This is a genomic window from Hymenobacter sp. DG25B, from assembly GCF_000801315.1.
In the GTDB taxonomy this organism is placed as follows: Bacteria; Bacteroidota; Bacteroidia; order Cytophagales; family Hymenobacteraceae; genus Hymenobacter.
Genome location: NZ_CP010054.1, coordinates 2,696,394 through 2,716,375, shown reverse-complemented (window position 1 = coordinate 2,716,375; position 19,982 = coordinate 2,696,394). Strand labels below are relative to the sequence as shown.

22 protein-coding genes are annotated in these 19,982 nt (G+C 56.5%); 7 read left to right on the top strand and 15 right to left on the bottom strand.

The genetic code is table 11. The features are described from left to right. Positions 1-11: 11 nt before the first annotated feature. Positions 12-983 (bottom strand): 6-phosphofructokinase, encoded by a 972-nt coding sequence (pfkA, locus tag PK28_RS11640; RefSeq protein ID WP_044514040.1) that lies wholly within the window; start codon positions 981-983, stop codon positions 12-14. A 259-nt stretch (positions 984-1,242) separates the two neighbouring features. On the opposite strand from pfkA, the gene PK28_RS11635 reads away from it, so the two are divergent. Beyond that, the gene (locus PK28_RS11635) at positions 1,243-1,683 is read left to right on the top strand and encodes a tellurite resistance TerB family protein (RefSeq protein ID WP_044514037.1); all 441 of its coding nucleotides are present in this window, start codon (positions 1,243-1,245) and stop codon (positions 1,681-1,683) included. A gap of 6 nt (positions 1,684-1,689) precedes the next feature. Here the strand turns inward: PK28_RS11635 and PK28_RS11630 are convergent, their stop codons facing one another. The 4 genes from PK28_RS11630 to PK28_RS11615 form a co-directional block, all read right to left on the bottom strand. Continuing rightward, positions 1,690-2,907: an aspartate aminotransferase family protein gene (locus PK28_RS11630; RefSeq protein WP_044514034.1), complete on the bottom strand. Its 1,218-nt coding sequence runs from the start codon at positions 2,905-2,907 to the stop codon at positions 1,690-1,692. 278 nt (positions 2,908-3,185) lie between these two features. Continuing rightward, the gene (locus tag PK28_RS11625) at positions 3,186-3,695 is read right to left on the bottom strand and encodes a hypothetical protein (protein ID WP_048825933.1); all 510 of its coding nucleotides are present in this window, start codon (positions 3,693-3,695) and stop codon (positions 3,186-3,188) included. A gap of 4 nt (positions 3,696-3,699) precedes the next feature. Continuing rightward, positions 3,700-4,173, bottom strand: a complete 474-nt coding sequence (locus PK28_RS19060; protein ID WP_048825932.1) for a hypothetical protein — start codon at positions 4,171-4,173, stop codon at positions 3,700-3,702. Between the two features lie 30 nt (positions 4,174-4,203). Next, complete coding sequence (locus tag PK28_RS11615) at positions 4,204-4,749, bottom strand: RNA polymerase sigma factor (RefSeq protein WP_044514032.1); 546 nt, start codon at positions 4,747-4,749, stop codon at positions 4,204-4,206. A gap of 231 nt (positions 4,750-4,980) precedes the next feature. Between PK28_RS11615 and PK28_RS11610 the strand changes: the two genes are divergently transcribed. The 4 genes from PK28_RS11610 to PK28_RS11595 all read left to right on the top strand — a co-directional run bounded on the left by PK28_RS11610 (position 4,981) and on the right by PK28_RS11595 (position 7,825). Next, positions 4,981-5,631 (top strand): zinc ribbon domain-containing protein, encoded by a 651-nt coding sequence (locus PK28_RS11610; RefSeq protein ID WP_044514029.1) that lies wholly within the window; start codon positions 4,981-4,983, stop codon positions 5,629-5,631. A 10-nt stretch (positions 5,632-5,641) separates the two neighbouring features. Further along, a complete protein-coding gene (locus PK28_RS11605) occupies positions 5,642-5,989 on the top strand; it encodes a single-stranded DNA-binding protein (protein WP_044514026.1) in 348 nt (115 codons plus the stop codon). 34 nt (positions 5,990-6,023) lie between these two features. Then, a complete protein-coding gene (locus PK28_RS11600; RefSeq protein ID WP_052430557.1) occupies positions 6,024-7,109 on the top strand; it encodes a tyrosine-type recombinase/integrase in 1,086 nt (361 codons plus the stop codon). 140 nt (positions 7,110-7,249) lie between these two features. Then, positions 7,250-7,825, top strand: a complete 576-nt coding sequence (locus tag PK28_RS11595) for a hypothetical protein (RefSeq protein ID WP_048826389.1) — start codon at positions 7,250-7,252, stop codon at positions 7,823-7,825. A gap of 268 nt (positions 7,826-8,093) precedes the next feature. On the opposite strand, the gene PK28_RS11590 is transcribed toward PK28_RS11595, so the two are convergent. The 8 genes from PK28_RS11590 to PK28_RS11555 form a co-directional block, all read right to left on the bottom strand. Next, positions 8,094-9,050, bottom strand: a complete 957-nt coding sequence (locus tag PK28_RS11590; protein WP_044514024.1) for a transketolase family protein — start codon at positions 9,048-9,050, stop codon at positions 8,094-8,096. A 129-nt stretch (positions 9,051-9,179) separates the two neighbouring features. Beyond that, complete coding sequence (locus PK28_RS11585; protein ID WP_044514021.1) at positions 9,180-9,479, bottom strand: GIY-YIG nuclease family protein; 300 nt, start codon at positions 9,477-9,479, stop codon at positions 9,180-9,182. A gap of 89 nt (positions 9,480-9,568) precedes the next feature. Beyond that, the gene (locus PK28_RS11580) at positions 9,569-10,978 is read right to left on the bottom strand and encodes a vWA domain-containing protein (protein ID WP_044514019.1); all 1,410 of its coding nucleotides are present in this window, start codon (positions 10,976-10,978) and stop codon (positions 9,569-9,571) included. A gap of 129 nt (positions 10,979-11,107) precedes the next feature. Next, positions 11,108-11,995 (bottom strand): transketolase, encoded by an 888-nt coding sequence (locus PK28_RS11575; RefSeq protein ID WP_044514017.1) that lies wholly within the window; start codon positions 11,993-11,995, stop codon positions 11,108-11,110. Between the two features lie 182 nt (positions 11,996-12,177). Continuing rightward, entirely contained in the window at positions 12,178-12,624 is a 447-nt protein-coding gene (gene bcp / locus PK28_RS11570; protein ID WP_044514014.1) for a thioredoxin-dependent thiol peroxidase, read from the bottom strand. A 9-nt stretch (positions 12,625-12,633) separates the two neighbouring features. Further along, positions 12,634-13,188, bottom strand: a complete 555-nt coding sequence (locus tag PK28_RS11565) for a lipocalin family protein (RefSeq protein ID WP_044514011.1) — start codon at positions 13,186-13,188, stop codon at positions 12,634-12,636. 125 nt (positions 13,189-13,313) lie between these two features. Beyond that, complete coding sequence (locus PK28_RS11560) at positions 13,314-15,311, bottom strand: M23 family metallopeptidase (protein WP_048825929.1); 1,998 nt, start codon at positions 15,309-15,311, stop codon at positions 13,314-13,316. Continuing rightward, positions 15,295-15,909: a fumarylacetoacetate hydrolase family protein gene (locus PK28_RS11555; protein ID WP_044514009.1), complete on the bottom strand. Its 615-nt coding sequence runs from the start codon at positions 15,907-15,909 to the stop codon at positions 15,295-15,297. Before PK28_RS11555 ends, PK28_RS11560 begins: the two co-directional genes overlap by 17 nt. Positions 15,910-16,214: 305 nt before the next feature. Here PK28_RS11555 and PK28_RS11550 point away from each other — a divergent pair, with 305 nt between their 5' ends. Beyond that, a complete protein-coding gene (locus PK28_RS11550) occupies positions 16,215-17,009 on the top strand; it encodes a M48 family metallopeptidase (RefSeq protein WP_044514007.1) in 795 nt (264 codons plus the stop codon). 21 nt (positions 17,010-17,030) lie between these two features. Further along, on the top strand, positions 17,031-17,594 hold the full coding sequence (locus PK28_RS19055; protein WP_048825927.1) for a hypothetical protein: 564 nt from the start codon (positions 17,031-17,033) through the stop codon (positions 17,592-17,594). A 187-nt stretch (positions 17,595-17,781) separates the two neighbouring features. On the opposite strand, the gene PK28_RS11540 is transcribed toward PK28_RS19055, so the two are convergent. Together PK28_RS11540 and PK28_RS11535 are read right to left on the bottom strand one after the other, a co-directional pair. After that, on the bottom strand, positions 17,782-18,474 hold the full coding sequence (locus PK28_RS11540) for an alpha/beta fold hydrolase (RefSeq protein ID WP_044514004.1): 693 nt from the start codon (positions 18,472-18,474) through the stop codon (positions 17,782-17,784). Positions 18,475-18,486: 12 nt separating this feature from the next. Continuing rightward, a complete protein-coding gene (locus PK28_RS11535; protein WP_044514001.1) occupies positions 18,487-19,872 on the bottom strand; it encodes a UDP-N-acetylmuramate--L-alanine ligase in 1,386 nt (461 codons plus the stop codon). Positions 19,873-19,982: the final 110 nt, after the last annotated feature.

The following is a 19,982-nucleotide window of genomic DNA, read 5'->3' as shown; positions in this document are numbered from 1 at the left end:
CGCAGCAGGTATTACACGCTCAGGATTTCAACCATGCGCATAAAGCTCTGGTTGATAAGCTTTTTCTTGTAGATGGTATCATGGAAAGGAGTGTACACCAGCTTGCGGTCCATGATGCCGGCCATAACGTTGCGCATGCCGTTCATAAGGCCCTCTACGGCCGCAATGCCAATCTGCGAAGCCAGCATCCGGTCGGCGGCGGAAGGCGCGCCCCCGCGCTGAATGTGCCCGATAATGGTAACGCGGGTATCGAGCTGCGGAATTTCCTCCTTCACGCGCTGGGCAATAGTGTGGGCGTTGCCCTCTTCGTCGCCCTCGGCCACCACCACAATAAAGGAGGTTTTGGAGCGCTGCCAACCATTGCGCAGGCTGTCAATCACGGCATCCGTGGACATCTTGGTTTCCGGAATCATCACAATTTCGGCCCCGCCGCCAATGGCGCAGGGAATGGCAATGTAGCCCGAGTCGCGGCCCATTACTTCCACAAAAAAGCACCGGTCGTGCGAGTCAGCGGTGTCCCGGATTTTATCAATGGCCTCCAGGGCCGTGTTTACTGCGGTGTCGTAACCAATGGTGTAATCGGTGCCGAACAGGTCGTTATCAATGGTGCCCGGCGCGCCTACGGTAGGAATTCCGAATTCTTGTTCAAACAGATTAGCGCCCGTAAATGTACCGTTGCCGCCTATGGCCACCAGCCCTTCAATACCATTGTTTACCAGCTGGTCGAAGGCCTGCTGCCGGCCTTCTTTGGTCATGAACTTCTGGCTGCGCGCCGATTTCAGAATGGTACCACCTTTCTGAATAGTGTTGGATACCGAAGCAGAATCCAGGCGCACAAACTCGCCCTTAATCATGCCGCTATAGCCGCGCATAATGCCATACACCTCAATACCATGGTAAACGGCGGTGCGCACCACGGCCCGAATGCAGGCATTCATGCCGGGCGAGTCGCCGCCGCTGGTAAAAACTCCAATGCGTTTCATATACTTAGTGGTTCTTATACCCAGGGGGAAGCCGGCCGCAGAGCTGCAGCCGGCACAAATGATGCGAAGTAAGATAAATTCAACGGTTGTTCCTTGGATATGGCTATTTTTTCCGAAACTGCGTATTGTGTTCTAGCGGGGTAGTAGGTATCTTAAGCTCCCTTTTTCCAATCTTCGTTTTCACCCCGGCAGGATTTTCGCTGTCGATGCGCCCTTCTGGCAACCTCCTAATTCCCACCAGTTAACCTGTTTCCGTTATATGTTTGGTTTTTTCGAAAGCGAACAGACGAAGAAAGTCAAAAGCCACCTCTGCAATCTTGCTTCCCTGGCTAAGGCCGATGGGCACATTGATGAGCGGGAAATGACTTTCATTGTGGCTGTAGGCAAAAAGAACGGTATGCGGGCGGAGGATGTCCGCAATCTGGTAGCCAATACCAACACGCCCACCATGTTGGTGCCCGATAATGACTCAGAACGCTTCGACCAGATATTTGACCTGGTAGATATGATGCTAGCCGATGGCGTGGTAGATGACCACGAAATGGACTTCTGCATTGACATGGCCACCAAGCTGGGCTTCCGCAAAGCCATTGTAGGCGTGCTGGTCCGCAAGATTTCCATGGGCGTGAAAGACGGCCTGCCCCGGGAGCAGATCAAGCAGGAGTCGCAGGCCTTCCTGAACTACAACGGCGGCGAATAGCTTGCCTTAGCTGGCTAAGGTGCTGGTAACGTGCTCTACAGCGCGTAGCAGCGCCGCGCAGGCTTCCTCAATTTCTTCCTTAGAAATGGTGAGGGGAGGCGCCAGCCGCAGGGAGTTGTCACAGAACAGAAACCAATCCGTCAGCACACCTTCGTGCTCCAAAGCCCGGTCAATAATGGGCTTCAGCACCGCAAACGACTCAAATTCTACCGCCATCAGTAACCCACAGCCCCGCACCTCGCGGATGGCCGGGTGCCGCAGAAGCCGCCTGAACAGGGCGGCTTTTTCGTGTACGCCCGCCAGCAGGTTTTCCTCCTGAATAACGCGCAGCGTAGCCAGCGAGGCCGCGCATGACACCGGATGCCCGCCAAACGTGGTAAGGTGTCCCAGGATAGGGTTGGTTTTGAAAACGGCCATAATTTCCTGGGGCGCAATAAACGCCCCAATGGGCATGCCGCCGCCCATGCCTTTGGCCGTGAGCAGGATATCGGGCTCGATGCCAAACTGCTCAAACGCCCAGAAGGTACCGGTGCGGCCAAACCCGCACTGAATCTCATCCAGAATCAGCAGGGCCCCTACCTCTTGGCAGCGCTGGCGCAAAGCCGGCAAATAGCCGGGCAAGGCTACCCGTACGCCCGCTTCGCCCTGCACCGTTTCCACAATGACGGCGGCGGTGCGGGACGTTATCTGGTCTAAATCGGCCTGGTGGTTGAACTCGATGTGGCGCACATCGGGCAGCAAGGGACGGTAGCTACGCTTGAACTCCTCGGAACCCGTGACGGAAAGCGCGCCCTGCGTGGAGCCATGATATGCCCGATGACAGGAAATAAGCTCGGTGCGGCCGGTGTAGCGTTTGGCCAGCTTCAGGGCGCCTTCCACTGCTTCAGTCCCAGAGTTGGTAAAGTAGACCGAGTTAAGCCGGGTAGGCAAGGTGTGGTGCAGGGCGTGGGCCAGCGCGGCCGGCGGGGCCTGCACCAGCTCCCCATACACCATCAGGTGCAGGTATTTATCCAGCTGCTGCTGGATGGCGGCCAGCACTTTGGGGTGGCGGTGGCCCACATTGCTCACCCCAATTCCGGATATCAGATCCAGGTAGCGGGCGCCCTCTGGGCCGTACATGTACACGCCTTCCGCCCGCTCAATTTCAAGCAGCAGAGGGAAATCAGAGGTTTGCGCCTGATGGCGCAGAAAAAGCTGACGGGAAGTAAAAGAAGCCGTTTGCATAGGGGCAAAGGTACGGCGTGATTCTCCCGTACGCAGCAAAAAAGGCTGCCCGGTGTGGGCAGCCTTTTGGAGCTAATGGATAATTGAAATATCAGGGCGAGAATAAGACTGTCATGTCGAGCGCAGGCGAGACTTCTCGCTAGTGTGGTATAACAATGCAACGAAGCAGTAGAGATGCTTCGACACGCTCAGCATGACAGGTACTATGGCAACATCAGCACGCGAGATGTCTCGCCTGCGCTCGACATGACCGAGGAAATTTATTTGTGAATGAAGCCCTAGCGCGGGGCTGCTACGTCGCCGGAGCGGGGGCCGCCGCGGCGCTCATCCAGGCGGTGCAGCACCTCGCGGGTAAACTCCCGCTCGGCCAGATACAGGCGGCCCACCTGCCGGATGGAAAGTACTTTCTGAAACTTCTCGAAGTACTCTTTTTCCAGCGTTACTTCCTGCTGGCGCATGGCAAAGGCCTGGGTTAGGTTATCCTTGATTTGCTGGTCAGTGAGGCCTTCCGGGTCACTGGTGCGCAGTTGGCGCTGGCGGCGGTTCAGGTCGCGGCGCTTATCGGTAAACTCGTTGTAAAGGGGCCAGAAACGCTGGGCCTGGTCCTGGGTGAGCGTGAGCTTATCGGTGAGAAACGCAATTTTGGCGTTTTCCAGGCGGGAGAGGCGTTCCTGGCGGTCGGGTTTCTGAGCCCAGGCGGCGGTGTGCAGCAACAGGCAAGCCAGGATCAGAAATACGGACAGACCAGGTTTTTTAGCCGGCAGTAGGGAGAAAAGAGAAAGGGACATCAGCTTACAAATAAAGGTCATCGGTGGGTTGCTCGTCCAGTATATCCTGCACTTCGGCGGAAGATGCCTGCAGGAAACTGTCCGTTACGGTTTGGTCGGCGGTGCCGGGCAGCTCGGCCAGGTCCGGGAGGGTTACGCGCTGGTCGCTGGCCAGTAGATACTGCACCATTTCGGTGCGCGGCACGGTGGCCAGCACCATAGCGGCCGTGGTAGTGGCAACAGGCTGTTGCGGAGAAACGGCCGGTTGGCTCAGAAAAAACGAGGTAACAAAGCCGCCCAGCAGCACCGCCGAAGCCAGGGCCGTACGCATGGGGCGGGAGAGGGTCAGCAGCCAACCGGCCGGGGCCATTTCCGCTGCCGGAGCCGGCTGCACGCGCTCCATCACGCGGCGCGGGAGCCGGTCAAAGTAGCCATCGGGCGGCGGGGCTAAGGGAGAAGTCCGGCGGGGGTGGTCGTCCAGACGAAACGGAGTTTTCATATTGGTTAGAAGCCGCGGGGGCCTTGAGGTTTAATCAGAGTGCGCGTTGATGTATTGTTCTATCTTCTTGGCCGCGTGGTGGTAGGAGGCTTTCAGGGCGCCTACGCTGGTACCGGTTACTTCCGCCATCTGCTCGTAGGGCATTTCATCGTAGTAGCGCAGGTTGAACACCAGGCGCTGTTTATCCGGCAGCTGCAGAATGGCTTTCTGGAGTTTTAGCTCGATTGCGTCGCCGGCAATGTTGGGGTCGGCTTCCACTTTGGCGGCTAGCTCGGCGCCCACGTCATTCAGGGGCAGAAAGAACCTGCGCCGCTTGCTGCTCAGGAAGTTCAGACACTCGTTGGTGGCAATGCGGTAAATCCAGGTGTAGAGGGAGGCATCCTGGCGGAAGTTCTCCAGATGCTTCCACACCTTAATAAATACCTCCTGCGTCAGGTCGTCGGCGTCCTCGTGGTCAATCACCATTTTGCGCACGTGCCAATACACCTTCGTCTGGTACTTGCGCACCAGCTGGTTGAAGGCCACGTTGCGGGCAGCCGGGTCCTGAAACTTGAGCAGTATTTCCTGGTCTTCCAAACAGGGAGGCGAAGAGGGTGATGCCGGGTTAGAGAAGGAAAGGTAGTCCGGGTTTAATGGACCAGCTTCTTCTTTCTGATTTTAGTGAGATAACCGGCTCACATAATAATAGCATTGGGCTTGAAATCAGCTGACAGAGTGAACTAGCTGAAAAATTCAACCAGATAGATATTAATTCATAAGTGGTTGAATCTTCCTACTATTTTTGCCCCGAATCCTACTTTCTGCGCTATGAGCAATCTGATACAATTTGTGGCCAACCACGATGACCTTTCCACTGACAAAGGCTTTCAGTTTAAGTTTTACTGCGATAAATGCCGCAATGGGCACATGTCGCGGTTTCAGCCCAACAGCATTGGCATTGCCGGGGAGTTGATGCGCGCTGCCGGCAGCCTGTTTGGCGGGAGTTTCTACGATGCCGGCAACGCCGCTTACCACGTGCAGCGTGCCATTGGCGGCAAAGCCCACGATGCGGCCCTGGAAAAAGCGGTGCAGGAAGGCAAGGTGTATTTCAAGCAATGTACCCGCTGCGGCCATTGGGTGTGCCCCGATGTTTGCTGGAACCACAAAGCCGGCCTCTGCGAAGACTGCGCCCCCGATGAGCACGAAGAGCTGGCCTCGCAGCAGGCCCAGGCCACCAGCGAGCAGATTCGCGAAAAAACCCGCGCCCAGGACTATACCAAAGAGCTGGATTTCCTGAACCGCGGTGGCATTGTGCAGTGCAAAAGCTGCAGCGCCAAGCTAAACCCCGGCCAGAAATTCTGCCCCGAGTGCGGCACGCCCAATGTGGTAGCTCAGCAAAAAGACCGGTTCTGCACCGACTGCGGCTCTCCTATGAAGCCGGAGCAGAAATTCTGCGCCGAGTGCGGCACGAAGAACTAGACCCAGACCTATGCGCGGCCTCAACAAAGTAGCGCTTATCGGCAACCTGGGTAAAGACCCCGAAGTGCAGGTACTGGAGGGAAACGTGCCGGTAGCCAAATTCTCCCTGGCTACATCCGAGAGCTACCGCGACAAAACCGGCCAGCTGCATACCAGCACCGACTGGCACACCGTAGTACTCTGGCGCGGGCTGGCCGAGTTGGCTCAGGCCTACCTGCGCAAAGGCAGCCTGGTGTATGTAGAGGGTAAACTAAAAAACCGGCATTATGATGATGCCGCCGGCGTGCGCCACTATGTGACCGAAATAATAGGCGAACAAATCCTGATGCTCGACAAAAAAACCGGCGAAACCCTGTAAGGAGCCTTATATTGGTCTTCCTTGTTGCTCTGTCATGAAACCTGCCGTTACGTTGCGCCTGTGCGAGTCCCGTACCGGGTTTCAGGTGTTTTTTCCGTATTCTGATGTGGTGGTGCGAACGGCGCTCCTCGCAGCCGGCGTACGCTACAGTGCACCTATGCGCGGCTATGTGCTGCCCGCCACCCCCGAAGCCGTGGCGCAATTACAAGCGGCCTGCGCCCCGTTAGGCCTTGCCCTGCAAGTGCCGCCGGTACCGGCATTGGCCAAAGAATTGCCTGCGCCTACTCCGCAGGAGGCGCTGCTTTCGCGCTATAGCCAGCATATTGCCCTAAAGCGCTATAGCCCCCAAACCCTGAAAAACTACCGGGGCGCTTTTCTGCAGTTTATAAGCTACCACGCCCCGCGCCTCCCCCTGGAGCTGAGCAGGCAGGATGTGCTGGATTACCTGGCCCAGCGAGTGGCCGCCGGCCTGTCAGAAGCGTATCAGAATACCCTCATCAACGCCATTAAATTCTACTACGAACAGGTGGAAGGCCAGCCCCGGCAATACTACGAGGTGCCCCGGCCCAAGCGGCCGCTGCAAAACCCAAAGCTGCTGGCCAAAGAGGAGGTAAAGGATTTACTGCTGAGCACCGACAACCTCAAACACCGCGCTATGCTTATGCTGGCCTATGGATTAGGCCTGCGCCTGGGCGAGGTATTGGCCCTGACGCCTACCGACATTGATGCCAGGCGCATGGTCCTGTATGTACGGGCCGGCAAAGGTAAAAAAGACCGCGACTTGCCGCTCCCCGATAGCCTGCTGCAACTGCTCCGGGAGCAATACCGGCAGTTCCGGCCAGTTACCTTTCTCTTTGAAGGACAACGCCCCGGCGAACCATATTCTGAACGCAGCCTACAACTAGTAGTAAAACAGGCCGCTGAACGGGCCGGTATTCGCCGAACCGTTACCTTGCACATGCTGCGGCACAGCTATGCTACTCATTTGCTGGAGGCCGGTACCGATATTCGTATTATCCAGAATTTATTGGGGCACAGCAGCATTAAAACCACTGAAATTTATACGCATGTTGCCCAACACAACCGCCCCGCCTCACCCCTTGATACGCTGGGTTTGTAATGAATCAACTTTCGGGAAGCAGGCTCCTTTATACTGCTTCCCGAAAGTTAGCTTCGTACAGAACGCCGGTTCCCGAAACTCCGAGGATGGGATACTTTCGTAAACACAGATGTTGCCTGCTATTTTAGGACGACCCAAAAATGAACAGTTATCACTATAAAGACTTGACATTAGAAGTGGTTAACGAACCGACCTATAAGTTTGGCTCGTCAGACAATCATTTCAATTATTCAAAACATTACTTTGGTGACGGAGCAACGGAATATCCTACTTCCAAACACGGAGTAAAAATTTACAAAGGCGACCAAATTATTAACAGTTGCATTGTTATCGGTTCAGGAGGTGCGACAGGCGTTCATCAAAATTCGTCGCTTCTTGACAACGACCGATTATTGCTCTGTTGTTGCGACACAATATTTTGCTTGACACTTCCTGACCTTTATTTAAAATGGAAAACACAAGCTGACCAAGCAACCTGTTTTCAAATATTTAAACAACAAAACGATTACATTATACACGGAGAACTTCAAGTGACAAAACTTGACAAAGACGGAAATAAAAAATGGGAGTTTGGTGGTGCAGACATTTTTGTAAGTATAGACAACGAAGAAGAATTTAAACTTGAAGGCGACGGAATTTTGCTTACCGATTTTGCAAAGACAAAATATAAAATTGACTTTGACGGAAAATTAGTTTGGGACACATACAAAAGATGACGGTGAGAAAAACAGCAGGCAACATTGGGTTTTATGCAAGTTGGGCAAGACATTGTAACATCAGCTAATTGCAAATCTCAGCTTCAGCTTGGTCAGACGAATAACTATCAACATTTGTACTTAAATTCATCAAAATATTTTCAATCAACAGCGGTTATGGGCAGACGAAATTCTATTTCCCAACCTGTATAAAGCCCTGTTCGTTATTCATAAAAAAAGCCCCAACAACTTCCTTAGCTGCTGGGGCTTTTTCGAACACAATTATATATTACTTCCGCCGCGCCATTACCTTCTCCACCGCCGCCATAATAGCAGTTTCGTTCAAGCCATATTTCTCCATTAGCTGATCGGGCGTGCCGGATTCACCGAAGGAGTCGTTCACGGCTACCATTTCCAGGGGCAGAGGCTCTTCGCGGGCCAGCAGCTGGGCCACGGAGTCGCCGAGGCCGCCGTTCATCTGGTGCTCTTCAGCGGTAACCACGCAGCGCGTTTTACGCGCCGACTCCAGAATCATCTGCGCATCCAGGGGCTTGATGGTGTGGATGTTGATGATTTCTGCGTTGATACCTTTCTCTGCCAGCAGCTTGCCGGCCAGAATGGCTTTCCACACCAGGTGGCCGGTGGCAAAAATGCTTACGTCGGTGCCTTCGTTCAGCAGCACACCTTTGCCGATTTCAAACTCCTGGTCCGCCGGGGTGAAGTTGGGCACCACGGGGCGGCCGAAGCGCAGGTACACGGGGCCTTCGTACTCGGCTATGGCCAGGGTGGCGGCTTTGGTCTGGTTGTAGTCGCAGGGGTTGATAACGCACATGTGGGGCAGCATTTTCATCATGCCCACATCTTCCAGAATCTGGTGGGTGGCGCCGTCTTCGCCCAGCGTGAGGCCGGCGTGCGAAGCGCAGATTTTCACGTTTTTGCCGGAGTAGGCAATGCTCTGCCGAATCTGGTCGTACACGCGGCCGGTGCTAAAGTTGGCGAAGGTGCCCGTAAAGGGAATTTTACCCCCAATGGTGAGGCCGGCGGCCAGCCCCATCATGTTGGCTTCGGCAATGCCCACCTGGAAAAACCGCTCGGGGAAGTCCTTTACAAAGGCATCCATTTTCAGGGAGCCGATGAGGTCAGCGCAGAGGGCTACCACGTTGGGGTTGGTTTTGCCCAGCTCGTGCAGGCCCGCCCCAAAGCCGGAGCGTGTGTCTTTCGATTCGGTGTAGGGGAAGTCTTTCATGTTGGGTTCTTAAGTACTTAGGGTCTTGGGGACTTGTTTGTCGTTGTTTATTCTGTCATCCTGAGTGCAGCGCAGCGGAGTGAAGGACCTTCCTCATTTAAGTGACCAGGCCAATTCAATGCTCTCACCTCACAACTCCGCGTAATTCAGCGTAAGCCACTGCGGATTTTTGGCGGCAACCAGCGCATCTTTTTTAGCTCTGGTCCAGCCTTTGATTTCCTTCTCGCGGGCAATGGCACCTTCGGCGTGCTCGAAAAACTCATAATGCATCAGGTTGTAGCAAAAGTAGCGCCCGGCAAAGGTGTTGCGGTTGCCGCGGTTTTCAAAATGCTCCTGAATGCGGCGCCGTATATCATTCGTCACGCCAATGTACACGGTGGTTTTGGCCGGATTGGTGACGATAGATACATAATACTGATGCGCCAACATGCTGTTAAGGGAGTTGAATCAGGCTGGTCACTTAGGTGAGGAAGGTCCTTCACTCTGCTGCGCTGCACTCAGGATGACAAACGACTTTATCATTTTCCAAACAGGCTAACCGACGTAGTCTGCCCCGATTTAATCGTAAATGTGCGAGCGTCGGAAAACTTGCTGCCGGTGGCATTTTTGGAGCGGAACACCAGTCGGTAATTTCCTGGTTGCAGCGGCACATTCATTTTGCTGCTGCCGCCTTCCGGCAGGTTGTAAATCCACGTCTGGGAGTCATCCTGGTTGAGGCGGTAAATGCTGCCGTAGCCTTTCAGATCGGTAATGATATTCAGGGTGCCGGGCGCATCGTAGGTTACCACGGTTTCCTGACCCTGGCGAATGGTAATGTGGCGGGTGATGCGCGGCAGCGTCAGGATTTCCACTTCATACTTGCCCGTGAGCAGCTTTTGCCGGTTGCCGAAGGTGCGCGCCACCAGCGTGGCGGGTTCCCCGGCCTGCCGGATGACGGCCTGCATGGTACCATACGGGTTGGGCGAGAGCGGCGGCGACTGCAGCCACAACGTGCCCCTCGGCGACTTAAACGACAGCACATTGGCCTTGCCGGGCTTTAGCTGCAGGTTATTGGCGCGCAGGGCAGGTACGGTATTAATGACTAAGTCGTAGCTCTGCAGCGGGTCGATGTCGAGGGCATCGGGCTTGCCCTTGTCGTCGCGGTAGTGCACGTAGTTGTACTCAATGGCCCCGGTGATGTTGTTGATGAAGGTGAGGTTCACGTTGGTTTCCACGGGCCGGCCATCGGCATCCGTCAGGTTAATGGCCACGGTGGTTTTGGCCAGCGTTTGCGCAATAACATCGTTGAGGATGGTGCGGAAAGTTTTCACATCGGCCGCGTTGTAGTACTGGCCCAGGCATTCCAGCTGCTTGCCAAACTCATGCTCGGCGCCAATGCCGATGACGAAAGGCTTCAGAAACACCCGCTTGCGCTGCAGGGCAATGGAGGTGGCACAAGGGTCGCCCTTGCAGGATTCCAGCCCGTCGGTAATCAGAATCAGGACGTTGCGGCTGTTCTTGTCCGTGGGGAAGTCGCCGGCCGACTGCATCAGGGAATACGTAATGGGCGTATTGCCCTGCGGCGTTATCTGCTTGAGCTTGTCCTTGATAGCGCGGGCATTCTTGGCGGCAAACGGCACCTCCAGCCGCGAGTCTTCGCAGTTGTTCTCCGATTTATCGTGCAAATGGCCATACACCCGCAGGCCCAGCTCCAGATTAGGGTAGGCGTTGAGAGAATCAGCCATTTTCGCCAGCAGGCGTTTGGCCACTTCCATGCGCGGCTCGCCTTCCCAGGGCGCCAGCATAGAACCCGAGGCATCCAGCAAAAACAGAATACGCGTGGTGCGAGTCTTCACCGAAGGCTGGTTCTGGGCATGCAGGCTACTGCTCCCCAGCAACAGGGCGCAGAAAATCAGGAGGTACCGCAGGAAAACCGGTGGATAGCGCATAGAACAAGCCCAAGCCCCCGAGTGGCCCGCCCCCTGGAGGCAGGCCGGTATCTCGGTTCAGTAATATACTAGCTGCTGCAGAAGAAACGGTAGGATTTTCGCCGCAGTATTGGATTTACTGAAAAGGGCTTAGTAGTCGCTGCCGTGCTCTACGATGAGCTGCTGCAGGGCAATTTCCAGCTGCTCGTTGTTGGGCGCTACGCCGTGCCATTTGTGCGAGCCCATCATGAAATCAACGCCGAAGCCCATCTGGGTGTCCATCAGCACCATTACGGGTTTGCCCTGGCCCAGCAGGCCTTGTGCCTCTTCAATGGTAGCTATCAGCTTGGTCAGGTCGTTGCCATCGGTTTCCAGCACCAGCCAGTTGAAGGCCTCGAACTTAGCGCGCAGGTCGCCGAGGCCGCCAACTTTATCAGTGGGGCCGTCTATCTGCTGGCCGTTGCGGTCTACAAAGGCAATGAGGTTATCTACTTTATGATGCGGGGCGTACATGGCTGCTTCCCATACCTGGCCTTCTTCCAGTTCGCCGTCACCCATCAGCACATAGACGGTGCGGTCGTCGCCGTTCAGTTTTTTAGCCTGGGCCGCGCCGGTGGCTACACTCAGGCCCTGACCCAGGGAGCCCGAGGCAATGCGAATACCGGGCAGGTGCTCGTGGGTGGCGGGGTGGCCCTGCAAACGGGAGTTCAGCTTGCGGAAAGTAGCCAGCTCACTTACCGGAAAGTAGCCGGAGCGGGCCAGTACGGAGTAGAATACCGGCGAAATGTGCCCATTAGACAGGAAAAACAGATCTTCGCCCACGCCGTTCATCGAGAAGCTGGGGTCATGCTTCATCACCCGGAAATACAGGGCAACCAGCAAATCGGTGCAGCCGAGGGAACCACCGGGGTGGCCCGAGTTTACGGCGTGCACCATGCGCACGATGTCGCGGCGCACCTGAGCGGCAATCTGTTGCAGCTCAGCAATGGTTTTTGGGTTGGCGGTAGCCTGGGCGGCGAGGGAAGTATCCTGCGACATGGGTACGGAAGGAGAAGGTGGTTGCTTGGGCAAAGGTAGCAAGCTTCGCCGGAGGCGGAAATCCTTCTTTGTAATGACCACAGAATTCCGGCGGTTTCTGCCTCCCGGCGCCTGAATACACATAAAAATCCCCTGTCAGCTACCAGAAGCAGTCAACAGGGGAGATAGTAGCCGCACCGGCCCTACAGCAGCTGCGCCGCGTGGTTTTTGGTGTCTACTTTGGTAATGACCTTCTCAATCAAGCCATTCTCATCAATGAGGAAGGTATGGCGCATGGTGCCCATGTACTTGCGGCCGTACATGGATTTTTCCTGCCACACGCCGTAGTCCTGCACTATTTTCTTGTCCTCATCTACCAGCAAAGGGAAGGGTAGGTCGTATTTGGCAGCAAATTTCTGGTGCGACTTCCCGCTGTCGATGCTGACGCCCAGTACCTGAATGCCGGCGCTGGTGAGGGCCGCCTGGTTGTCACGCAGGTTGCAGGCCTGGGCCGTGCAGCCGCTGGTATCGTCTTTGGGGTAGAAATACAGCGCCACTTTGCGGCCGCGGTAATCAGCGAGGCGATGCAGAATGCCGTTTTGGTCAATGGCTTCGAAATCGGGGGCAGGAGCGCCGGGTTGCAGATCCATCAGGAAGGTTTAGGGTTTTTCGGAAACGGGCTGAGGCGTAAAAATCAGCTTTTCTACCGGAAAACCCAGCGTGCGCGCCTTGGCCACCAGCTTATCCCGGATGCTGCGCTCCAGATGCGGATGGCGGCACAGAATCCAGAGGTTTTCCCGTTTGGGCTCGCCTACCAGCGCATACTGATAGTCGCCTTCCAGGTCCAGAATCCAGTAATCCCCGGTGAAGGGCCAGAAAAAGCTCACTTTCAGCTTGGCGTTGGTGCGGCGGTCTGCCACACGGGCGGTGCCGGTGGCCGATTCTTCGGGGCTGGTCAGGCTTTTGCGGCGGCAGGTGTTGCGCACGCGCAGGGTGCCATCGGGCTGCAGGTGGTACTCCGCCGTTACAGCCTCGCAGTCCCGCTCGTAGCGGGTAGGCAGGCGGGCAATTTCATACCACAGGCCCGCGTAGCGTTTCAGATCTACGTGGGGTACTACGGGGAGCGGGGCCGTGCGGGTGCGTGCGTACACCACGGCGGCCGCACCCACTGCCGCGGCCGCAGCCGCAAACAGCACAGGACGACGAGTTTTCATAGTAACGTTTCTGATCAGAAGGTAAAGAAAGCAGCCTGCGTTGCTCTACGCGAAAAGGGCCGGCACAGTCGGAGAATTTCCGCTGGCCGGCCCTTGCCTGTGCTCGGTGTGCAGCGCTTGGGCTGCTAGATAGTGAATTTGATGACGCGCTGGTTGCCTGCCTGATCGGTAATGTGCAACTCCCCGGGGCCACGCAGCGGCACGGTGTGGTCCTGCGGATCGGTAAACAGCGTGGCATTCTTGTACTCGTATTTCAGCAGGCGCCACTGCCCGTTGATGTACAGCTTATAGCTGGCCAGCCCCGAGAGATTATCACCCACCTGAAAAGTAAGCCCCTGCGGCGACTTGCGCACCAGGCGCGCCGTAGGCGGCAGCGTATCGGCCAGAATGCGGAACGAGCCGTAGGTTTTCACCGGCACCGAAATGGCTTCACCTTCCCACTTGCCGCCCTGGTACAAACGGCCGCCACGGGCATTAATCAGGTATACCGCGGAGCGCTCTTTGTCAGTAACGGGCTGCTCCGGCCGAAGCGTTACGCGCAGGGGCTGATATAGGGGCTGCCGTGGGTTCTGCACCGTCCAGAGGCCTTCTTTGTAGCTGGTTTGCAGGTAAAGGGTATCAAACAGCGTTTGCGGCTTAAACTCCAGCTGCATGTTGCTGGTGGAGAAGGCAAACTCCTGGCCCGAGGGAATCAGGGCCTGCCGATCAAAGCGGCGGGTAACGGAGCCAAAGCGTATGGAGTCTGGGCGGCCGGCGCGCAAATCGTACAGGTACACGTTTTCGCTTTGCACGGTGTAGCTGGGGCGCAGCTCCAGGAGGCGGTTGCCGCGGTACAGGGTAAGGTTGCCGGCCTGGCGGGCCGTGTCGGGGTCAGCAGCTACTACCTTCAGGATGTTACGGGTGATTTCATAGCGCAGGGACGGCTTCTTCACGGCGGCGCTGCGGGTTTTGAAATACATGGGTTCCTGACCCCGAATCACAAAGCTTAGCGGAGTGGTGTTGCCGTAGGAGTCACTCATGCGCACTTCTACGGCGTAGAGCTTACCGGCTTGCACATTCAGCATACCCTTGCTGGGGCCGGTGGTGTACATTTTCAGGCTGTTGCCATCATCAACAAACAGCTTTTCCAGGGTGCGACCGTGGGTTTTCTGCCACTCGTAGTCCACATGCTGATTGATTTCGCGCGAGCCTTCCGGGAAGGGCACGCCATCTACCTCGTGGGTGTACAGGGGCTGTCCGTTTACCTTTACTTCCACCCGCTGCAGCCCGTTTTTGTTCCAGGCATTATCGTAGCGGTCGAAAGCCTGCAGGAGGATGCCTACCGTGCCGAACGCCGAAATGGTGTCTTTCCAGACGGTAGCTACACCGGGGCCGGGCAGCGGGTTCGGCACAAAAACCGCTTTATCGAAGCGGCCCTGCACGCGGGCGTCAATGCTGAGCGGCTCCACGGCAAAGGCCTGCAGGGAGGGCGCTACGTGGTCCTGAATCTCGGCGAAGCCACCCCACTGCAGGGGGTTTAGCTGGTTGTCCTCGGCATCACGCACTTCCCAGTGCAGGTGCGGGCCGCCCGAGCCGCCGGTGTTGCCGGACAGGGCCACCACGTCGCCGCGCTTTACCGGGAACTGGTCTTTGGTGAAAAACAGCTCTATCTCATAGGTCTGCTTCTGATACTGGCGGGCGCGCAACGTATCGGCTACCGGCCCCAGAAAGCGGTTCAGGTGGCCGTAAACCGTCGTCAGGCCGTTGGGGTGGGTAATGTAGAGCACATTGCCGTAGCCAAACGACGACTGCTTGAGGCGGGAAATATAGCCATCGGCCGAGGCGTAGACGGGCAAATCGGTGCGGCCATCGGTTTTAATATCCAGGCCCCCGTGGAAGTGGTTGGGGCGCAGCTCGCCCATGCTGCCCGCCAGGAAGTTGGGCTTGCCGGGTTTAATGGGAAACAGGAAGTAGCCCGGTTCCACCTTCACGCGGCCGGTTTCATCGGTAGTAGCGGCCGGGGCCTTATGGGCAGCCTTTTCCGGCTCTTTGTTGCCGCAGGCGGCAGGTACCAGGGCGGCGGTAGTGAGCAGCAGAGCCAGCGCACCACCGGAAAGTTGACGGAGGTTATTTAACAGCCACATCCAGTACGCGCTCCTCCTCTATAAATCCAACTAACTGGTCGCCTACCTGCACCGGGCCTACGCCGCTGGGCGTGCCCGTAAAAATTAAGTCGCCCATTTTCAGGGTGATAAACCGGGAAATGTAGCTGATGATGTTGTCGAAGTTGTGCAGCATCAGGCCGGAGTTGCCGCGCTGGCGCACCTCGCCGTTCACCTCCAGCCGGAAGTTGATGTTCTGCAGATCGGCAAACTCGGCCACCGGCTTGAAAGTAGGCGAAAGCGGGGCCGAGCCATCGAAACCCTTGGCCAGGTCCCAGGGCAGGCCTTTGCTTTTGGCTTTGCTCTGCAGGTCGCGGGCCGTGAAATCAATGCCCAGTCCAATGGCATCGAAATAAGTGTGGGCAAATTTGGGGTCGATGTTCTTGCCGTTTTTGCTTACGCGCAGCACCAGCTCAATTTCGTGGTGAATGTCCGTGGAGAAATCGGGGTAGAAAAACGGCATGTTGCGCTGCAGCAGCGCGGTATCGGGTTTCAGGAAAATGACGGGCTCGTCGGGTACTTCGTTGTGCAGTTCAGCAATATGTTCGGCGTAGTTGCGGCCAATGCAGAGAATCTTCATGAGGGAAGCGAAAACAGGAGCAGGGCCCGAAGGCCGGTAAACAAGACCCCAAACGAGTAAAAACGGCCGTTCGGTATAGAGGCAGAAGCCGGGGAGTTGCCAAAAATAACGCTAATTCCCGGCCCGAAAAACCAAAATCCGGCCTTACGTGCGCATCGGTGGCTGTGTTGCTCCTTCTCCAAGCAAACATTTTGCCGGCTACTCTGCGTATAGCAAGCGCTACGGAGAATTTTTCTGTGGTCTGAAAGCGGCGGCACCCGCCGCCGCGCTTTTCTTCTATCTCCCTTTCTCTAAATTCTGTACTCATGTTAAAGAAAATTGCGCTGGCCTGCTGCCTTACCGTAGCCGCCGCCTGCTCCACCGTTCCAATTACCGGGCGCCGACAGCTTAGCCTGGTGTCTGACGGCGAAATGCTCTCTTTAGGCGAGCAGCAGTACCGTGAAGTCATCAGCAAAAGCCGCCTTTCCAGCAACTCCCAGCAAACGGCCATGGTGCGCCGCGTAGGCCAGCGTATTCAGCAGGCCGTGGAAACTTATTTCCGCCAGCAGAACGCCTCCGAGCAGCTGGCCGGCTACCAGTGGGAGTTTAACCTGATTGAAGACAAGCAGGAAAACGCCTGGTGTATGCCCGGCGGCAAAGTGGCCGTGTACACTGGTATTCTGCCCATTACGCAGGACGAAAATGGCCTGGCCGTGGTGATGGCCCACGAAATTGCCCACGCCGTAGCCAAGCATGGCAACGAGCGAATGAGCCAGGGCCTGGTACAGCAGCTGGGCGGACAGGCCCTTTCCGTGGCGCTGGCCAACAACACGCAGGCTACTCAGCAGCTGGCTTTGCAGGCATTTGGGGTAGGCAGCACCGTGGGCCTGCTCAAATACGGCCGCAACCAGGAATCGGAAGCTGACCACCTGGGGCTTATCTTTATGGCCATTGCCGGCTACGACCCTAAAGGCGCAATTTCGTTCTGGCAGCGCATGGAAGCCCGCGACAACCAGGCCTCGCCACCGGAGTTCCTGTCTACCCACCCCTCCAGCGGCACGCGTATTGCCGATATTCAGCGGGAGCTGCCCGAGGCAATGAAGTATTACAAACCCCGCTAATTTCTTCTGCTAACCCTATCCATGCGTTTTTCCCGACTTTCCGGTTTTTATTTCCTTTTTGCTGCAGGGCTGCTGGCTGGCCTGAGCAGCTGCGAAACCACGCGCCGCCAGCAAATGCCTGAAATCAGCTCCCCGGCCAATGATCCTACCAAGGTAGAGCAGCGGCAGATGGAAGCCGTAAGCAAGCTGGTAGCCGAAATATCGGAGGGAAAAATCGTGTATTCGGTGCCCAAAGAGCAGCTCACCCACGGCTTTATTCAGCAGTTTAATGATGGCACCACGGTGGATAAAGTCACCATCCGGAAGGTGCAGGAAAAGCCCAAGGACAAGCCGGTGTATTATCTGGTAGGCCTGGGATTGAATAATGGAATGTTCCGCGGAATGGCCATTCCGCTGCAATACTCCACCGATAACAGCTTGTATCTGAGCTCTAATGCCGAGCGCTACGTTATTGAAGGAGTAGGCTGCACTTTCTGCTTTTTCAATTTCGAAGGCAACAAGATTGTGGGCACTACCTGCGAGGAAAACACCGGCGGCAGCAGCTGCGACCTGACTATTAAGGATAACAACACGTTTTTTAAGTAGACAAATAACACACCGGAGCTATGAGCAGCAAGTGGATTTTACGGCTCACGCTAACAGCGCTGGCCCTGCTGGTTACCACAGACCGCCGGCGGCCGAATCCGCTGGTGCCGCCACCGCCACCTCAGTCCTAAATAAAAAAGCCCGCTACTGCAGCGGGCTTTTTTATTTAGGACTGTTGCAGCCAATGCTATTCCTCACTGAAACGAATAATGCGGCTGGCCAGCAGATCCGGGTTTACCCGTTCCAGTGGGTGCGGCGTGTTCATGATGGTTTCAAAAGTACCCCGGGGTAAATAGCCTGCATACTCCTGGGAGGCATCTACGCCAGCCGTTTTATCCAGCTCGCCCACCAATACCTGCACCGGAATGGGGAGAGAAGCCAGTTTTTCAGGTGTCAGAAGCGGAGCATTGCTCAGGGCCTGCACCATGGCGGAGGTAGCGGCCAGCAGCTCGGGCAGGGGAGTGGGTGTGTGCAGCTGTTCCAGATGCGTAGCAAACTGCGGCACTTTCTCCCGCATGGTAGCGGCATCCAGCATGCGGGTTTCGGCCGAAATGGTGGCTGCGTTCCAATCGAACTTGGTGCCCAGGGTAGTGATGGTTTTAATGCGCCCCGCCGCCGACAGCGCCGCCACCAGCGCCGCATAGCCACCCATGCTGTAGCCAAACACATGCACAAACGGCAGGTCGCGGTCCTGGATAAACTCCAGCACTTCCTGCGCAAAATGCTGCATGTCAAACTCAGCTGGTACTAAAGGCCGGCCCCCGTGCCCGCTAAAGGAAAAAGTATGCACCCGGTAGAAGGCACCCAGCTCCCGGGCCAGTGGTTTCAGCTGCGCTTCCGAAGCCAGGGCGCCGTGCAGCAAAAGCAGGTTGGGTTTCATAGAAGGTGCGGCTTATTTGGTTACCTCGGTAGCCAGGTTCACCAGGTCCAGCCCATCAAAGGTGCCCGAGGACATCATCAACAGATTAGCATTCTGCCAGTCCTGCTCGTGCAGGAACGCAGCCAGCTGCTTGCTGTCGGTAAACACCTGTAAGTCGGGGCGCTGAAAGGCGGCCTGCACGGCTTCCGGGGGCAGAGCGGGCAGGCGCTTGTGCTCCAGCACGTGGGGGTTAAAGTACACCACGGCCACATCGGGCGTATCAAAAGTGTGGGCGTACTGGGGCAGGAAAGCGGGGTTGAGTGAGCTGAAGGTGTGCAGCTCCAGGCAGGCCACCAGCTTGCGCTTGGGATACTGCTTTTTAAACGCGCCGGCCGTGGCCTTCAGCTTGCTGGGGGCATGGGCGAAGTCTTTGTACACCACGGAATCGGCCCCTTCGCGCACCAGCTCCAGGCGGCGGGCGGCGCCTTTAAAGGTAGCCAGGGCCTCGTAGAAATCCTTGCCCCGGATGCCCAGCTGCCTGCACACTTCCTTGGCGGCCGAGATATTACGCAGGTTGTGCTCGCCAAACACCTGAATGGGCACTTCCTCGTCTTTTTTGGTGATGAGGAAAGTCTTTCCCTGGCGGATAACGTTTTCGTGCGGGCCGTAGCCGATGTAGGTCACATCGGGGTTAGACGGCACCGTGACCAGCTGCACCTGCTCGTCGTCGCGGTCATAGATAAGCGTGCCGGCCTTGGGCGTCATGTCGGCGAAAATCCGGAACTGCTCGCGGTAGAATTCCTCGGTCGGAAACACGTTGATGTGGTCCCAGCTGATGCCGGAAATTACGCCAATGTGGTGCTGGTACAGGTGGAATTTCGGGCGCCGGTCAATGGGAGAGGAGAGGTACTCGTCGCCTTCAATAATAATAATGGGTGCATCCTCGGTAAGCTGCACCATCAGATCAAAGCCTTCCAGCTGGGCACCCACGGCATAATCGAACTTGCGCTTGTGGTAGCGCAGCACGTGCAAAATAAGGGAGGTGATGCTGGTTTTGCCGTGCGAGCCACCGATAACGATGCGCTGCTTGTCGCGGGAGGCTTCGTAGATGAATTCCGGGAAGGAATACACCCGCAGGCCCAGCTCCTGGGCGCGCAGCAGCTCGGGGTTATCGGCGCGGGCGTGCATACCCACAATCACGGCATCCAGGTCGGCGGTAATTTTTTCCGGAAACCAGCCTTCCTGGGCGGGCAGCAGGCCGGCGGCGGCCAGGCGGCTTTTGGCGGGCTCAAAGATTTCGTCGTCGGAGCCGGTTACCTGGGCCCCGCGGCGGTGCAGGGCAAGGGCCAGGTTGTGCATAATGCTGCCACCTACGGCAATAAGGTGAAGACGCTGAAGCGAAGCGGGCGTAGTAGCCATGCAGAAAGGAATTGCGAAACAACTGGCAGAAAGCCGGGGCAAAGGTAAGCACAACTACCATTGTACAGCCCGAAAATAGCCTCCTCGCGGAGCCTGCTTCGGACAAAGTA

Excerpts from the sequence above, each read along its gene's own strand:
- PK28_RS11580 (WP_044514019.1), bottom strand. The coding sequence starts at position 10,978 with ATGCGCTATCCACCGGTTTTCCTGCGGTACCTCCTGATTTTCTGCGCC.
- PK28_RS11540 (WP_044514004.1), bottom strand. The coding sequence starts at position 18,474 with ATGAAACCCAACCTGCTTTTGCTGCACGGCGCCCTGGCTTCGGAAGCG.
- PK28_RS19060 (WP_048825932.1), bottom strand. The coding sequence starts at position 4,173 with ATGAAAACTCCGTTTCGTCTGGACGACCACCCCCGCCGGACTTCTCCC.
- PK28_RS11575 (WP_044514017.1), bottom strand. The coding sequence starts at position 11,995 with ATGTCGCAGGATACTTCCCTCGCCGCCCAGGCTACCGCCAACCCAAAA.
- PK28_RS11560 (WP_048825929.1), bottom strand. The coding sequence starts at position 15,311 with ATGTGGCTGTTAAATAACCTCCGTCAACTTTCCGGTGGTGCGCTGGCT.
- PK28_RS11595 (WP_048826389.1), top strand. The coding sequence starts at position 7,250 with ATGAACAGTTATCACTATAAAGACTTGACATTAGAAGTGGTTAACGAA.
- PK28_RS11590 (WP_044514024.1), bottom strand. The coding sequence starts at position 9,050 with ATGAAAGACTTCCCCTACACCGAATCGAAAGACACACGCTCCGGCTTT.
- bcp (WP_044514014.1), bottom strand. The coding sequence starts at position 12,624 with ATGGATCTGCAACCCGGCGCTCCTGCCCCCGATTTCGAAGCCATTGAC.
- PK28_RS11600 (WP_052430557.1), top strand. The coding sequence starts at position 6,024 with ATGAAACCTGCCGTTACGTTGCGCCTGTGCGAGTCCCGTACCGGGTTT.
- PK28_RS11555 (WP_044514009.1), bottom strand. The coding sequence starts at position 15,909 with ATGAAGATTCTCTGCATTGGCCGCAACTACGCCGAACATATTGCTGAA.
- PK28_RS11625 (WP_048825933.1), bottom strand. The coding sequence starts at position 3,695 with ATGTCCCTTTCTCTTTTCTCCCTACTGCCGGCTAAAAAACCTGGTCTG.
- PK28_RS11535 (WP_044514001.1), bottom strand. The coding sequence starts at position 19,872 with ATGGCTACTACGCCCGCTTCGCTTCAGCGTCTTCACCTTATTGCCGTA.
- PK28_RS11585 (WP_044514021.1), bottom strand. The coding sequence starts at position 9,479 with ATGTTGGCGCATCAGTATTATGTATCTATCGTCACCAATCCGGCCAAA.
- PK28_RS11605 (WP_044514026.1), top strand. The coding sequence starts at position 5,642 with ATGCGCGGCCTCAACAAAGTAGCGCTTATCGGCAACCTGGGTAAAGAC.
- PK28_RS11610 (WP_044514029.1), top strand. The coding sequence starts at position 4,981 with ATGAGCAATCTGATACAATTTGTGGCCAACCACGATGACCTTTCCACT.
- PK28_RS11565 (WP_044514011.1), bottom strand. The coding sequence starts at position 13,188 with ATGAAAACTCGTCGTCCTGTGCTGTTTGCGGCTGCGGCCGCGGCAGTG.
- PK28_RS11550 (WP_044514007.1), top strand. The coding sequence starts at position 16,215 with ATGTTAAAGAAAATTGCGCTGGCCTGCTGCCTTACCGTAGCCGCCGCC.
- pfkA (WP_044514040.1), bottom strand. The coding sequence starts at position 983 with ATGAAACGCATTGGAGTTTTTACCAGCGGCGGCGACTCGCCCGGCATG.
- PK28_RS19055 (WP_048825927.1), top strand. The coding sequence starts at position 17,031 with ATGCGTTTTTCCCGACTTTCCGGTTTTTATTTCCTTTTTGCTGCAGGG.
- PK28_RS11630 (WP_044514034.1), bottom strand. The coding sequence starts at position 2,907 with ATGCAAACGGCTTCTTTTACTTCCCGTCAGCTTTTTCTGCGCCATCAG.
- PK28_RS11635 (WP_044514037.1), top strand. The coding sequence starts at position 1,243 with ATGTTTGGTTTTTTCGAAAGCGAACAGACGAAGAAAGTCAAAAGCCAC.